Annotated in this window: 13 protein-coding genes; 8 read left to right on the top strand and 5 right to left on the bottom strand. The window is 39.6% G+C overall.

Translation table 11 applies throughout. The features are described 5' to 3' along the window. Positions 1–102: 102 nt before the first annotated feature. The 3 genes from EFD62_RS11795 to EFD62_RS11785 all read left to right on the top strand — a co-directional run bounded on the left by EFD62_RS11795 (position 103) and on the right by EFD62_RS11785 (position 2,822). Positions 103–1,185 (top strand): energy-coupling factor ABC transporter permease, encoded by a 1,083-nt coding sequence (locus tag EFD62_RS11795; protein WP_128706180.1) that lies wholly within the window; start codon positions 103–105, stop codon positions 1,183–1,185. Positions 1,186–1,247: 62 nt separating this feature from the next. After that, on the top strand, positions 1,248–2,057 hold the full coding sequence (gene cbiQ, locus EFD62_RS11790; RefSeq protein ID WP_128706179.1) for a cobalt ECF transporter T component CbiQ: 810 nt from the start codon (positions 1,248–1,250) through the stop codon (positions 2,055–2,057). Next, a complete protein-coding gene (locus tag EFD62_RS11785; protein WP_128706178.1) occupies positions 2,058–2,822 on the top strand; it encodes an energy-coupling factor ABC transporter ATP-binding protein in 765 nt (254 codons plus the stop codon). A 90-nt stretch (positions 2,823–2,912) separates the two neighbouring features. Here EFD62_RS11785 and EFD62_RS11780 read toward each other — a convergent pair whose 3' ends face one another. Together EFD62_RS11780 and EFD62_RS11775 are read right to left on the bottom strand one after the other, a co-directional pair. Then, on the bottom strand, positions 2,913–4,424 hold the full coding sequence (locus tag EFD62_RS11780; protein ID WP_069194849.1) for a LysM peptidoglycan-binding domain-containing protein: 1,512 nt from the start codon (positions 4,422–4,424) through the stop codon (positions 2,913–2,915). Between the two features lie 111 nt (positions 4,425–4,535). Continuing rightward, entirely contained in the window at positions 4,536–6,452 is a 1,917-nt protein-coding gene (locus EFD62_RS11775) for an ABC-F family ATP-binding cassette domain-containing protein (RefSeq protein ID WP_128706177.1), read from the bottom strand. Positions 6,453–6,679: 227 nt separating this feature from the next. Here EFD62_RS11775 and EFD62_RS11770 point away from each other — a divergent pair, with 227 nt between their 5' ends. Continuing rightward, positions 6,680–7,324 (top strand): redox-sensing transcriptional repressor Rex, encoded by a 645-nt coding sequence (locus EFD62_RS11770; RefSeq protein ID WP_069194847.1) that lies wholly within the window; start codon positions 6,680–6,682, stop codon positions 7,322–7,324. Positions 7,325–7,445: 121 nt separating this feature from the next. Here the strand turns inward: EFD62_RS11770 and aroA are convergent, their stop codons facing one another. The 3 genes from aroA to aroF all read right to left on the bottom strand — a co-directional run bounded on the left by aroA (position 7,446) and on the right by aroF (position 10,914). Beyond that, positions 7,446–8,717: a 3-phosphoshikimate 1-carboxyvinyltransferase gene (gene aroA, locus EFD62_RS11765; protein WP_083225174.1), complete on the bottom strand. Its 1,272-nt coding sequence runs from the start codon at positions 8,715–8,717 to the stop codon at positions 7,446–7,448. Between the two features lie 84 nt (positions 8,718–8,801). Further along, positions 8,802–9,899, bottom strand: a complete 1,098-nt coding sequence (locus tag EFD62_RS11760; protein WP_069194845.1) for a prephenate dehydrogenase — start codon at positions 9,897–9,899, stop codon at positions 8,802–8,804. After that, a complete protein-coding gene (aroF, locus tag EFD62_RS11755; protein ID WP_069194844.1) occupies positions 9,889–10,914 on the bottom strand; it encodes a 3-deoxy-7-phosphoheptulonate synthase in 1,026 nt (341 codons plus the stop codon). The genes EFD62_RS11760 and aroF overlap by 11 nt, the downstream gene beginning before the upstream one ends. Before the next feature lie 620 nt (positions 10,915–11,534). Between aroF and fusA the strand changes: the two genes are divergently transcribed. From fusA to EFD62_RS11735, 4 genes are all read left to right on the top strand, one after another. Further along, the gene (gene fusA, locus EFD62_RS11750; protein ID WP_069194843.1) at positions 11,535–13,622 is read left to right on the top strand and encodes an elongation factor G; all 2,088 of its coding nucleotides are present in this window, start codon (positions 11,535–11,537) and stop codon (positions 13,620–13,622) included. 143 nt (positions 13,623–13,765) lie between these two features. After that, complete coding sequence (locus EFD62_RS11745; protein ID WP_069194842.1) at positions 13,766–14,470, top strand: heparan-alpha-glucosaminide N-acetyltransferase; 705 nt, start codon at positions 13,766–13,768, stop codon at positions 14,468–14,470. 283 nt (positions 14,471–14,753) lie between these two features. Then, positions 14,754–15,215 carry a CtsR family transcriptional regulator gene (locus EFD62_RS11740; protein ID WP_069194841.1) on the top strand — a complete coding sequence of 154 codons (462 nt, stop codon included), beginning with the start codon at positions 14,754–14,756 and terminating at the stop codon, positions 15,213–15,215. An 84-nt stretch (positions 15,216–15,299) separates the two neighbouring features. After that, on the top strand, positions 15,300–15,800 hold the full coding sequence (locus EFD62_RS11735) for a UvrB/UvrC motif-containing protein (protein ID WP_069194840.1): 501 nt from the start codon (positions 15,300–15,302) through the stop codon (positions 15,798–15,800). The last annotated feature ends 5 nt before the right edge of the window (positions 15,801–15,805 follow it).

Below are 15,805 nucleotides of genomic sequence, written 5' to 3'. Positions count from 1 at the left end.
GTCCTTTTTGGGTTTTTAATTTTGGCCTCTTGGAATGAAATGAAAGAGGCAAAAGCGAAGGGACTCGACGTCCCGAGATTTTATTTTAAGGGGGGACTTTATATGCATATGGCTGATGCTCTGATTTCACCGGCTGTGGGTGGTACTATGTTGGCTGTTACTGCGGGAGCTGTAGCCTATTCAATTAAAAAAACAAAGCATGACATGGATGAAAAGAAAATACCTTTAATGGGGGTCATGGGAGCATTTGTTTTTGCCGCTCAGATGATTAACTTTTCAATACCGGGAACAGGTTCAAGTGGCCATCTTGGAGGGGGTATGCTTCTTGCTATATTGCTTGGACCATATGCTGGATTTCTGACTATGGCATCAATCTTGTTAATCCAGGCAATGTTTTTTGGAGACGGAGGATTGCTTGCCTTTGGCTGTAATGTATTCAATTTAGGCTTTTTCACGTGCTTTATATCATATCCTTATATCTATAAATGGCTTACCCGAAAGGGGATTAATTCCAAGAGAATCTTTTGGGCGTCAATGATATCGTCTCTGATCGGACTTCAAATGGGATCCTTTAGTGTTGTAATTGAGACACTTTTGTCGGGGAAAACAGAGCTGCCTTTCGGAACCTTTGTATTATTGATGCAGCCTATACACCTTGCCATTGGGGTTGTTGAGGGACTTGTAACAGCAGCGGTTGTTACCTTTGTATGGAGGGAAAGGCCTGAAATAATTGAAAGAGCAGATGATGGAGGAGGACTTGGCAGTATATCCATAAAGAAAGTTTTGACTGTACTTTCAATTGCAACTATAATTGTTGGGGGAGCTCTTTCTTGGTTTGCTTCATCAAATCCCGACGGACTGGAATGGTCTATCGAAAAGACCGCTGGGACAGCAGAATTGGAAGCCCACGGTGATATTTATGATACATTGTCGAAAATACAGCAAAAAACCGCGTTTTTACCGGATTATGGCTTTAGGGCAAGGGAGAACGAAAATGAAAAAGAAGCAGACGGCGATGAGGCTGAAGGAGCATGGCCTGATGTAGATTTGGGAACCAGTGTTTCGGGCATTGTCGGAGGGGTATTGACTCTTGCATTTGCAGTATTCATTGGCTTGATGATTGGTATAGTAAAAAAAGAAAGCAAAATGCGACGGCTTAAGATAAGCAAGAGGCAGGGCGTATAACCCTGCTTTTGTTTAGCCTCTTGGAGTCTTTTGTTATTTTTCGGTTGGGATTGTGATTATATATGTCAAGCATAAGTAATTCATTATACAATATAGAGCATTTGGATGATTTGGCCCGAAAGGAAACTTTCGTTCACAAACTGCATCCGCTGGTAAAGCTAATAGTAACCCTCGCCTTTTTGACTATGGTTGCGTCCTTTGGAAGATATGAAATTGAAAGGCTTCTTCCTTTATTTTTGTATCCCGTAATTATTATTACCCTTGCAGAGCTTCCGATAGCGCCTATATTTAAAAGGCTTCTAATTGTTGAGCCATTTATCATTGGAATTGGAATATTGAATCCGTTCTTTGAAAAAAAAACCTTCGTTTTGGCAGGGCTTACCCTTTCAACGGGCTGGATTACCTTTTTATCTATTTTTATCAAAAGTGGATTGACTGTTGCCTCTGTGCTTTTGCTTGTGGCTACCACAGGGATGGATAGGCTGGCAGCAGCTTTAAGGATGCTGAGAATACCAAGGCTATTCGTTTTGCAGCTCCTATTGACATATCGATATATATCCGTTTTGATGGAAGAGGCGGAGAGGATGTTAAGGGCATATGCCTTGCGTTCTCCACTGCAAAAGGGCATTCACATAAGTGACTGGGGCTCCTTTGCAGGACAGCTTGTATTAAGGACCTTTGACAGGGCACAGAGGGTTTACCGAGCTATGTGTGTCAGAGGTTTTACAGGTGAGTATAATACAGGAGAACACATAAAGTTCAAAATGGCTGATATTCTCTATCTTGTCGGATGGCTGTTATTCTTTGTAGTGACGAGGATGTATAACATACCTATGCTGATAGGTACATTATTTACAGGAGTGATAAAATAAATGAGTCATCATAAGCTTGAAGTAAAGAATTTGAGTTTTACCTATCCGGACGGTCATAAAGCAATTAATGAAATGTCCTTCATTATTCATCATGGGGAGTCGGTTGGAATTGTAGGAGAAAACGGTGCAGGAAAATCCACCTTGCTTCTGCTGCTTATGGGAGTCCTTTTTCCAAGCCAGGGGGAGGTAATGGTTGGCGATGTTCATGTCACGAAAAAAACATTGCCCCTAATCCGCCAAAGGCTTGGAATGGTTTTTCAAGATCCGGACGATCAATTATTCATGACAACAGTTTATGATGATGTGGCCTTCGGCCCCCGTAATTACAGGCTTGATGAAAAAGAAGTTGAGAATAGGGTGATGCAATCTTTGGATATGGTTGGGATATCCCACCTAAAAGATCGTGCTCCTTATAAACTGTCCGGAGGAGAGAAAAGGGCAGCAGCAATTGCAACAGTCCTGTCAATGCAACCGGATGTACTGATCATGGATGAGCCTACCTCAAGCCTTGACCCCAAATCCAGGAGAAGGGTAATGGAACTTCTTAAAGGTTTTGAGCATACTAAAATAATAACCAGTCACGATTTGGATATGGTATTTGAAATTTGCAAAAGAACTATTGTAATAAAAGCAGGCAAAATAGCAGCAGATGGCTTGACATCGGAAATTCTTGCAGATGAAGAATTGATGGACGCATGCGGGCTTGAGGTTCCCCTTGCTCTTCAAAGCTGTCCTGTCTGCGGATCAAAAAAGAAAAATATTTGAAGGGGAGGTAATTAATTAAGCAATTATTTACCTCCGAATCTATTTGGCTGATTTGGCTGATTTTGCTCTGCCTTTAGGTTTTTGCCTTTTCTAAAATTTTCTTACCACTACTTGGTCTCGAAGCATGGTCCAGATGCCCGGATCCTCCATTCCAAGACGCCATAAGGCAACGCCTTTTATGCCGAGATCCCAAGCAAGCTGAATTTTGGACAATAAGCTGCGGTCGTCCTCAAACCATACTTCGTGCTGGTTTCCCTGTGCATCCTGATAGGAGAACATGGGTGTCTGTCTTTCCTCGTTGAATATGATTTCACTATTATACCTTTGGGCAAGGTTGATTGCCGCTTGATAAGTTACATAAGTATTTCTGCCTGTTGTAAGGTTAAAATCAAATCCGAATACAGACACGGCTGCAACAATCTTATCCCGAGGCATTTTGGTCATGGTATACCTTAAAACGCGCTCCATCCAGCCTATTGTAACCGCTGGTCCCGGCGGGCTTCCCGGCCATCCGAATTCGTTATATAGCATTACCACAAATTCATCCACGGCTCTGCCGATAACACTGTAATTAAATGGATCGGAGAAGGGGTTGAAAGGCGCGTCACTTATCCTTGAAGGAACCGATGCAGAGAAGAAATATCCTCTCGGCCGTAATACTTCCGCAATCTCGGTATAGAGGAGGGAAAGGTTATCACTATCCTCAATATATACATCCTCTATGTCAATGTTCACACCGTCAAAACCGTATCTTTCTATGAGATTTACAAGGTTTAAGGCAAAGGCATTTCTGTTACGCGGGTCTGAAACCAGGACCTTTACAACATCTTTGGCAAGAGTAGTTCCCCCCGGTCTGTACAGTAGATTATGGACCACAGGCATAATTTGGACATTGTTCCTGTGGGCTATTGCTACTAGGTTGCGAACATCCTGATCGGTAAACTCTCCGAATTTTTCAATGGTAGTTGGGTTGTTGGCGCTGATTCTAAACATGAATAATGCGGTCGAGGAAAGTTGTCCCGTGTTGTTCACAAAGGATGTAAAAGAGCTTGGAAGGGAAGGACCTTCTTCAAGGGTATAGAACCCCAATATCCCAGTTATGGGCTTGCTTCCGCTGTACACATTGCGGGTTACGATGCTTCCTGAAATCCATCCCTCTCTTCCGTCAAAGAGGCGTACCTGATACCAGTTGTTGCTAAAACCGATAACCGGGAGCTTTGCACCGTTTGTCATCTGCGCAATTACGCTGAAGTTGGTTCCTGGGCCTCTGCGGATATTTGCGGTATTTACATTGACCACCACTTCGGTATAAAGGGGTATGGTCAACTGTTGGCCTATTCTGAGCTGAGAAGTGGTAAGGTTGTTAAGAGCCATAATGCTGTCTACGGTAGTGTTGTATCTTCGGGCTATAAGATACAATGTATCACCGGCTCTTACGGTGTATACGATAGGCGCTTGATTTCCTACAGGTATATACAGGCGCTGGCCTATATAGATAATGTTGCCTGTCAGTTGATTTGCACTCCTTATCTGTGCAATTGTAACTCCAAATCTTTGTGAAATTGTATAAAGTGAATCTCCTGGCTGCACGATATACCACATTTGATTCATCATTCCTTTATGAAAGTATAAATCTTCATATTCAGTATATTCATACAGCCTGTTGAATGTTCAAAATAAAATCACAGTTTTTTACTGCACAATACAGCAATGCTATTCATTGTTTTGAGACATTAGGTCATCCCAGAGTTCGTACAGCTCTTCAAGCCTTGAATTAAGCCCATTTAGCTCGTTATGAAGCTCCATCAGCCTTACATGATCGCTAATAATTTCTTCCTGGGTCATCTGTTGCTCAATCTCTTTTATTCGGGCTTCAGTGGTGTTGATTTCTTTTTCTGTCTCAGACAGCTGTTTTTCAAGCTTTCTTTTCCTCGCCCTTTCTTCCTTTGTTGCAATGTGCTCCATTTTTGCCGAGGTTACTTTGGCACTTTTGGATTGATTGTCCGAGCTCAAATTCAGCTTGCTCTTATATTCGTGAAACTCGGTGTAATTGCCGTTGTAGTCAATGCAGGAAGTTTCACGAAGTTCAATAATTCTGGTTGCAAGTTTATCTATAAAGTACCTGTCATGGGATACAATGAGCAGAGTACCGTCATAATCCGAAAGGGAATTCTCAAGGATTTCCCTCGAGTTTATATCAAGATGGTTTGTGGGCTCATCAAGTATGAGTAGATTAGCCTCAGAGAGCATCAGCTTGATAAGGGAAATTCGGCCTTTTTCACCGCCACTTAAAGTGGAAATCGGCTTTAAGACATCTTCTCCTTTAAAAAGAAACATTGCCAGAACATTTCTGATCTCTGTCTCTGAAAGCTTTTCATCGGCACTCCACACCTCATCAATCAATGTATTATTAGGGTTTAGTTCTTCCTGTTCCTGATCATAATAGCCGAGATTTACGTTGTGCCCGTATCGGAAGCTCCCCTTATAGCTGTCAATTTCTCCTGTAAGTATTTTTAGAAGGGTAGACTTTCCGCAGCCATTGGGACCTAAAATGAATACTCTTTCCTTTTTTCTGATGTTAAATTTCACGTCTTTAAATAATGGCTTGCCGGGGTATTCCTTTCCAAGGCCTTCCACAAAGAGAACATCATTTCCGCTGGCTATTCTGCTTTTGAACTCCATTCTGACTTTTTGCGGCAGGCTTTTGGGAGCCTCGATTTTCTCCATTCGGTCTATGGCCTTCTGTCTGCTTTCTGCAGCAATGATATTTTTTTCTCTATTCCATCTTCTCTGCTGTTCTATGAATGCCTCCATTCGTGCAATTTCCTTCTGCTGCAGCTCATAGTGCCTTTGCTGAATCTCCCTGTCAACAGCTTTTTTGTTCAAATAAGTTGAATAATTGCCGTTGTACAGCTTGCATTCACAGTTTTCAATTTCCAGTGTTTTGTTGGTGATTCTGTCGAGAAAATATCTATCGTGGGATATAACCAGCACACACTTTTTGTAGTTTGATAAAAACTCTTCCAGCCATTCTATGGCATTTATATCAAGGTGGTTTGTAGGCTCATCCAAAAGAAGGATATCAGGTTCCGTAAGAAGAAGCCTTGCCAAGGCAAGCCTTGTTTTCTGGCCTCCGCTCAAATTCTTGGCATTTAATGAAAATTGGTCTTCTTCAAATCCCAGGCCCTTCAAAACACCCTTTGCTCGGCTCTTATATTCGAAGCCTCCTAAACGGGTATATTCATCGGTCAATCGTGAATACTCCTTCATGATTGAATGCAGCCGACCTTCATCCTTTTCGGTGCTCATCGATTTTTCCAAGTCCTTCATACGAGATTCCATCTCAGTAAAGTGGGAATATACCGCAAGAACCTCATCAAGTATGGTATTGGATGAATCCAGACCGGAGTTTTGCTCAAGGTAACCGAGCTTTGAGTTTTTGGCTGTATAGATTTCTCCGCTGTCGGGCAGGTATTTTCCGATTATTATTTTAAAAAGTGTAGATTTTCCGGCTCCATTTACTCCAACAACGCCAACCTTGTCAGTATCATTAATGCTGAAAGAAATATCTTTTAAAATTTCTCTGACACCAAAGGACAGACTTATATTGTTGCAGCCTAAAACTATCATACTCCATCACCTTTAAAACCAAATATAGTAAATTACATATAAAAAATATACTAAAATAAGAATGTAAAAACACATAAATTACAGTCTTTTGAACGCGAACCTAATCCATTTTAGCAAAAATACTGGCTCTTAGCAATATTGACAATAAAATAACAAAGATGTTATAATCACAATTACTCGGGTGTTGATGTAAAGTTGTTCCAACAAAAAACTTTGAGGTGAAAGCGATGAGTTTAGAGAAAAAAATTTCTATGGCAGTGATCAAACGTTTGCCCAGGTACTACAGATATCTCTCCGATTTATTGAGACTTGGGATAACAAGGATATCATCAAAGGAACTAAGCTCTAGGATGGGAATAACTGCATCTCAGATACGTCAGGATTTAAATTGCTTTGGCGGATTCGGACAGCAGGGTTACGGATATAATGTTGAGTACCTGTATAATGAAATAGGCAATATTCTTGGCGTGAATGAAACTTTTAAAGTTATTATCATTGGAGCCGGGAATATGGGGCAAGCCCTTGCCAATTACTCCAATTTTGAAAAAAGAGGTTTTAAGCTTACAGGTATTTTTGATGTAAATCCGGAGTTAATAGGGAAGAGAATAAGGGATATAGAGATTATGAGCCTTGATAGTATGGATAGGTTTATAATGGAAAATAGAGTTGATATTGCGATCCTTTGTGTCCCATACGAACATACTCCAGCTATAGCTGACAGGGTGGCATGCCTCGGAGTTAAAGGGCTGTGGAATTTTTCTCCTATGGATTTAAAGCTCCCCTATGATGTGATAATCGAGAATGTTCACTTAAGTGACAGCCTTATGGTCTTGGGATATAGATTAAATGAAATGCTTAAAATAGAAAAATAAAGCACAAAAAAACCGGTCAACCTTTGTTGCATCCGGTTTTTGTATTTGGCCTCTTGGAATGAAATGAAAGAGGCCAAAGCGAGGGGACTCGATGTCCCCAGCTTTTATTGGCAAATTGGAATTATAGTCTATTTAAAACAGTTATAAATTCGGGGTATGCAATATCAAGTATCTGAGTCTTTCTGATGTTGGTTTCATCTTCGGCAACAAGACCTGCGACACAAAGGGACATGGTAATTGCGGCATCATTGTGGCCTTCTACGATTGTGCCCTTAAGAGAGCCTTTACCTTCAATTACTACTCCATCATCCGTCTCGTGTAATGAAGCTCCAAGCTTGGAAAGTTCGGTTATCATACGGCTGAGTTTGCCCGATTCCTTCGTCTTAAAGCCTTTGAGACCAGTGATTGTTGTAGTTCCTTTAGCAATGGAAGCAGCAACAGTAATAATAGGTATTTCGTCTATCAGCCTTGGTATCATGCTGCCATCAATGGTTGTTGCATTAAGAGATGAGGATACAACCCTGATATCAGCCACCTTTTCGTTGCTGACAATACGTTCATTGAGAAGCTCGATTTTTGCTCCCATTGATTTGTATACATCAAGAATTCCGGCTCTTGTAGGATTGATGCCGACATTTTTGATTACTATATCAGAATTTGGCACTATCAGACCTGCTGTTATAAAATATGCAGCAATTGAAATGTCACCGGGCACTTCAATATGTTGTGCATATAAGTTTTCGACCCTGCGGGAGGTTACCTCTAGACCGTTAATTTTGAGATCGGCTCCAAAATAGTTCAACATAAGCTCTGAATGGTCTCTTGATTTTACTTCTTCAATTACCTTGGTTTCTCCCTCGGCATAAAGTCCGGAAATGAGGAGCGGAGACTTAATATATGTGTCTAAAAGGGAAACATTATGGGTTTTCCCAGTCAGTTTTGCCGGCTGGATTGAAAGCGGACAAAGGTTTCCGTTCTCCCTTCCATTAATGTTTGCTCCCATATGTCTTAACGGAGCCACAACTTTACCGACAGATTTCCTCAGAGCTGATTCATTTCTGGTAAGCACAGAGGAGAAAGGCTGACCTGAGAGCACACCCAAAAGAAGTCTCAACGCAGTACCGGACCTCCCGGCATTTAAAGGAGCTGAGGGCGGTCTAAGACCATAGAGACCATTACCCTGGATCTTTATCTTGTTCGGGAGTATTTCAATGCTTACCTGCATCTTTCTGAAACAGTCGATGGTACTCAGACAGTCTTCACCCATCATAAGTCCATCAATTTCAGTAGTTCCTTTTGCTAAAGAGCCGAAAAGAATCGCCCTGTGGGAAATGGATTTATCCCCGGGTATGTTTATTTCGCCTCTTAGTGAATCCCTTTGCTCAATTAACACGCTTATTCCCCCATTCCATAAGTATAAGTGATGCTTTTGTTGTAGTACGGATTTTGCTGATAAATATATATTTAAATTGATATATCAAATTTTAAACACTTTATATCCTTTTCCTAAAAGCAGCTCAAAAGCGTCTGCTACACTGCTAGAATCGGGTAACGTAATTCTTAGGCAACCCTGCTCAAACTCCCGGCTGTTTGACACATTAATATTCTTTATATTGATACCGTTATTTCCAAGGATAGTTGCTATTTCTCCAATAATGCCGGGTTTGTCAACAACATCTACAATAAGCTCATTTTGCGGTTCGATGAGTCCTTTCCTGTTGCTTGGAATGGAATCCCGAAACTTTTTTGCAGATTCAAAGAAATTGTATATGCTGTTTGAATTTTCATTATCAATATATTCAATAAAAGCATTTATTGTCTCGGTAAATTTATTTAAAGTTGATTTTACTATTTGCCCATTGCTCAAAATAATATTTTCCCACATCGTAGGGTTCGATGATGCAATTCTTGTTATATCCTTGAACCCTCCTGCAGCCAAAATCTGCATTTTGCGGTCAGGCGAATCGGAGAATTTCACAAGGTTTACCAAGGCAGAAGCAATTACATGCGGTACATGGCTTATGGTTGCGGTAATAATGTCATGTTCTTTAGAGTCAAGCTTTACCGGTATTGCACCAATACCTTTAATCATTTCAGACAAAGACTCAAGGGATTCTTCGGAGCAGTTTTTTGAAGGCGACATAATATAATATGCATTCTCAAATAAGTGTGAGAAACTTGAGGCAAAGCCTGCCTTCTCAGTACCTGCCATTGGATGGCCCCCAATAAAGCATGGGGGATTATCCAATGAATTTATATAATCTATTATTTCTCCCTTTGTACTTGCTGTATCTGTAAGGATACACCCGGGCTTCACTTTGCCGTGCAGTTGGGTTATATACTCAAGAGTAATCCTGATCGGAGTACAAATGAAAATAATGTCAGAATTATATACCGAATCGTTTAGCTCGGTAAAACCTTCGTTTATATAACCTTCCTTTAGAGCCTGACTGAGACTTTTCTCATTGCTGTCAACTGCAGTTATTGATGAAATGTTAAGCCGCTCCTTCAGTGCTCTTGCCAGTGAGCCTCCAATTAGTCCAAGTCCAATAATGGATATCTTTTTAGCCTGCATAATGAAACTCTCTTCCTAATATTTCGGCAATTTTACTTATATCTTTACACAAATCATAAAAATCATCTGGAGTAAGTTGTTGGGCTGCATCGGATAATGCACATTTAGGATTCGGATGAACTTCTATAATAAGTCCGTCTGCGCCCGCAGCGATTGCTGCCTTTGAAAGAGGAAGAATATACTGGGTCTTTCCAGCTGCATGACTCGGATCAACAATTACCGGAAGATGGCTCATGCTTTTTACCACCGGTACCGCACTTATATCCAATGTATTTCTGGTAGCTGTTTCAAAGGTTCTTATACCTCTTTCGCAAAGAACAACGTTATAATTACCTTCACTCATTATATATTCAGCTGCATTCAGCCACTCATCTATAGTAGTTGAAGGACCTCTCTTAAATAAAACAGGTTTTTTGGAGCGCCCAATCTCTCTAAGAAGTTGGAAATTTTGAACGTTTCTTGCTCCAACCTGGAACATATCAACATAATTGTCAGCTATTTCAACAGCTTTTTCGCAGGTAACCTCAGTTATAATAAGAAGTCCCGTTGCTTCTTTTGCTTCTTTTAGGAGCTTCAATCCTTCTTCTTCAAGCCCCTGAAATGAATAAGGTGAAGTCCTCGGTTTAAAGGCTCCGCCTCTCAAAAACTGTGCACCGGCCTTCTTAACGGCTTGGGCAGCAGATATAATCTGATCCCGGCTTTCAACAGCACAGGGCCCTGCCATGATAACAAGCTCCTTGCCTCCGATTTTTACACCGCCGACATCGATTACACTAGGCTCCGGCTTAAAGGTCTTGCCCGCGAGCTTATAAGACTCGACGATAGGGACCAGCTTTTCGACACCACTCATAAGCTCTAAAGGTATGTCGGAAAGCTTTCTCTTGTCACCGATAACACCGATTATAGTCCTTTCAGAGCCCTGAGAAATATGCACACCAAGCCCCAAAGAACCAAGTACCTTCGATATCTCGTTGATATCACTTTCTTTTGAATTAGGTTTCATTACAATAATCATCTGGTTTTCCTTCCTTTCTACCCGTGCTAATTTAAAGTCATAAGACTTTTCTTAGTACCATAATTGATATCCATTCTACCATTCTGCCAAACAACAACCTGTTGCTTGCTTTTTGTTTAAGCCTCTTTGAATGATTCTTTTATATTAATGTACAATGATAATGTTCAATTGTCAACAATAAATAAAGCTAAAAAAGGTAACGCATAATAACTACTGGAAGTCAAATACATTTCATAAAATACAACACTTCAGGCATAGAATTTAATTATTGACAAACATATTATAAAGTTACGATTTATTGCAGACACGGAACTATAATGAAATTGGTGTAAGTATGCCATAAAATTTAGGGTGTTCTGCACATGCTGAAAAAGGATGTAGATTATTATATTTGCAAAAAATATTGCTATTATAAAAGGAAATTTATAAAAAAAATAGAATTAATAAATTAAATTAATAAATTAAAGTAGAAAATATCTGTATTTATAGATCAAATATTTAGTTTGCATCCAAAAGTATACAGCATGCCAGACGTAATAATTAATATAACTCCTTTAATTATGCAAGTAATGCAAAAGAGCTTTTATTTAAGTTCAATAAATATACAAGGGGGAATTATTATGAAAGACTTGGCTGCAGATAGAATCCGCAATGTCTGCCTGATGTCTCATGGAGGTGCGGGAAAAACAACTCTCGCCGAAGCGATGCTGTTTAATACCGGAGTACTTGAGAGGTTTGGAAAAGTCGAAGACGGTACCACCACTTCAGATTATGATCCTGAAGAAATCAAAAGAAAAAGTTCAATCAGCACATCTATTTGCCCATGTGAGTGGAAAAATCACAAGATTAATGTAATTGATACTCCCGGTTATTTTGACTTTGTAGGAGAAGTAAAGCAGGGAATAAGAGTTGCGGACAGCGCAGTGATTCTTGTTTCGGCAAAAAGCGGAGTTGCGGTAGGAACAGAGAAAGCATGGTCACAAGTCAAAGAAAGAAATATTCCTAAATTCTTTTTCGTGAATAAAATGGATGATGAAAATGCCAACTTCTTCAAGACATTAGATCAATTGGTTGCAACCTTCGGAAAAAATGTAATTGCCTTTCAGATACCCATAGTAGAAGATTCAAAATTCACTGGATATGTAAATATAATAACCATGAAAGCAAGTAAATTTGATAAAGATAAATTGATTGATGCGGATATTCCTTCGGAGTTAAACGATAAAATACAAGATATCAGGAACGCTTTGATTGAAGCCATAGCAGAAACAAGTGAAGAGCTTATGGAAAAATTCTTTGACGGTCAAGAATTTACGGTTGAAGAAATAAGTGCAGGACTTCGACAGGGAATAAAGGACGGCTCTTTAGTACCGGTTTTTTGCGGTTCTGCAGTTGCCAACCGCGGAGTTAAAATGCTGATGGATTCCATTGTTGAATTTATGCCCTCTCCAGTTGAGGCTGGTGTGGTAAGCGCCAAAAAAGCGGGTAAGGATGAAGTTTGTGAGTTGAAAACCAGCGAGGATGCACCTCTTTCAGCTTTAGTCTTTAAAACAATAGCTGACCCCTTTGTCGGAAAGATTTCAATGATAAGAGTATTCTCAGGAACATTAAAATCCGATTCCACGGTTTACAACACAACAACGGATAAAACAGAGAAAATATCACAGCTCTTTATATTGAGAGGAAAAAAGAATATTCCCATCGATAAGCTGGTGACTGGAGATATTGGTGCAGTAGCCAAGCTTCAATCGGTAAACACAAATGATACCTTATGTACTCAGGAAAACCCTGTAGTATTAGACAAGATACAGTTCCCCGAACCTGTTATATCTATGGCAGTTAAGCCAACATCAAAGGGGGATGAAGATAAAATAGGATCAGGACTAAATAAGCTACAGGATGAGGATCCTACCTTTAAGGTTTCAATAAATAATGAGACCCATCAGACTCTTATTTCCGGTGTAGGCGAAATCCACCTTGATGTAATAGTGAATAAGCTGAAATCAAAGTTTGGGGTATCGGTTGAACTGACTCTTCCAAAAGTGCCGTACCGGGAAACAATAAAGAAAAAGGTCAAGGTGGAAGGAAAGCACAAGAAACAGTCCGGCGGCCATGGCCAATACGGTCATGTATGGATAGAATTTGAGCCTGGGGACAGAGAACAATTGACCTTTGAGGAAAAAATATTTGGAGGTGCAGTTCCGAAGCAGTATTTCCCAGCAGTTGAAAAAGGACTGCAGGAAAGCATTCGAAAGGGTGTGCTGGCAGGCTATCCTGTAGTATTTCTAAAAGCAACACTGGTGGACGGCTCATACCACTCTGTAGACTCATCGGAAATGGCCTTTAAAGTAGCTGCAAATCTTGCATATAAGAAAGGCTTGGAGCAGGCGTCACCGGTGCTTTTAGAGCCTATAGCCCATGTGGAGGTTTATGTTCCCGAAAGCTATATGGGAGAAATAATCGGTGATCTAAATAAGAGAAGAGGAAGAATACTGGGAATGAATCCTCAGGACAACGGCATACAGCAGGTTGTTGCAGAGGTACCCCAGGCAGAGATGTTTAAATATGCCACAGACCTGACATCGATGACTCAGGGAAGAGGAATGTTTAAAATGTGGTTTGAAAGATATGAAGAGGCACCGCCACAGGTAAGTCAGAAAGTAATTGAGGAAGCAAAAAAGAACATGTCGGCAGCAGATGCAGAATAGTTGTTTCATAAATTATGAAAAGGGTATAGTAATAATAGCTGTACCCTTTTTTCTCTGAATTGCACAATCTCAGTTTACGTTTTATAAAAAATATTTATACTATTATTGTCATAAGGGTAGGATTTTTGGAGGATTTTATACATATGCTAAAGAAGAAAAATACTACAAGAGAGCGAATATGGGAAATTGATATTCTGAGGGGAATCCTTATAATAATTATGGTGATACTGCATATTCTGTATAATCTCGATTTCATTTATAATTTTCCTATAGGTTATGGTACGGGATTTATAGATGTAATAAGAATTATTGATGCTTCATTATTTATAATGGTTTCCGGTATTAGTACCTCGTTTAGCAAAAACAGCTTTAGGCGTGGATTGATAGTCTTTTCTGCTGCCCTATCCATTAGTCTTGTTACCTTTATCGCTGGCCGAGGTTTATTTGTTTCTTTTGGAATCCTTCATCTTCTGGGCATATGTATGATGGTGTCGCCATTACTAAAAAAAATATCAACTCCTGGGCTTTTGACGTTGAGTGTAATTATCGCTATGACTTACTTTGTTATTCCCTATGTTAAAGTCTCACATAATTATTTTTTTATGTTCGGTTTTCACAATGATAAGTTCTTTTCGGCGGATTATTACCCTATTTTCCCTTGGGCATGGATTTTCTTGCTTGGTATTGCATTAAGTAGACTTATTTATAAGGAAAAGAAAAGTATTTTTAATTTTTCAATCAGGGACAACCCTATAAGCTATCTCGGAAGGCATTCCCTTGAGGTATATTTGATTCATCAGCCGATAATATTACTGTTATTGGCAATTCTAATGAGTCTTTTTGTATGAATACAACATAACACCATTGGCAAAAATAACAAGGCAATGGATGTCTGCCATTTTAAACTTAAATTCCACAATATGAAAAAGTGGCCTGAGAGCAAAACTTACAAAAAAATGAGCTACTAAAAATAAGTAATAGTAATTCATATTATTTCTTAAAATAAATTAAAATAATTGCTTATAACAAGGGGATATTAAAAAAAAAGACCTTGAATATCAATTTGAAGTATTTTATAATATAATTAAAGGTCAAAGAAAGTCAAAATCAGCACGGAATAGGGTGATGAGTATGGCAAAACTCAGCGATCTTATAGAAGCATTTATAAAGCAGTTAATTAATGATACCAATGGGGCCATTGAAATACAAAGGAATGAGCTTGCAAATCAATTTAACTGTGTTCCTTCCCAGATAAACTATGTAATAGACACAAGATTCACAACGGAGAGAGGCTATTATGTAGAAAGCCGCAGAGGCGGAGGAGGATATATAAAGATAAGACGGGTGAGTATAGAGCATAAAGGAAAGAATTACCTTATGCACATCATCAATTCAATGGGAGACAATATTTCCCAACAGTCAGCACAGGTGTTTATAAACAATTTTATTGACTATAATGTAATATCGGAGAGAGAAGGCATGATGCTTAGAGCTGCTACCAGCGATAAGGTTCTTGCGGCTGTCCCAATAGAGAATAGAGGGGCCATTAGAGCCAATATATTAAAAAACATGCTGGTATGTCTTCTGGTATGATATTTTAGATGAATTTGATGATTGTAGTTTTAGAATAATGCAAGTAACCTAGGGCTTGGATCCTTTTTGAAAGGAGTGATGAGAATGTTGTGTCAGAAATGTCAGAAGAGAGTTGCTAATGTTCAGCTGACGCAAATAGTAAATAACAGCAAGAATGTGGTTTATCTTTGTGAGCAATGTGCCCGGGAGGAAGGTAAATTTAATGTAATATCACCTTTTAGCATTAATGACTTTTTCTCAGGTATTATGGGGTTCCCATACATGGCCTCAGCTCCGCAGCAAAACCAGAATGTAGTGTGTGAAACTTGTGGAATGAGCTATGAGGAGTTCAAAAAAACAGGTAAGCTGGGCTGTCCCAACTGTTACAATGTCCACGGTGATAAATTGGTTCCACTGCTTAGAAGACTTCATGGAAATATACAATATAATGGAAAGATCCCCTCTAGAGCTTATGGAAGTGTCAAAGCGTCCAGGGAGATTGAGAAATTAAAGCAGCAGCTTAATGTTGCTATAAAGAATGAAGAATATGAAAAGGCAGCGATATTGAGGGATCAGATCAAAAGTCTTGAGTCAAGCAACATGTAAGTATA

Origin of the sequence: Acetivibrio mesophilus, from assembly GCF_004102745.1 — a bacterium.
Taxonomy (GTDB): Bacteria; Bacillota; Clostridia; order Acetivibrionales; family Acetivibrionaceae; genus Hungateiclostridium; species Hungateiclostridium mesophilum.
This window is presented reverse-complemented; position numbering and strand designations above follow the sequence as displayed.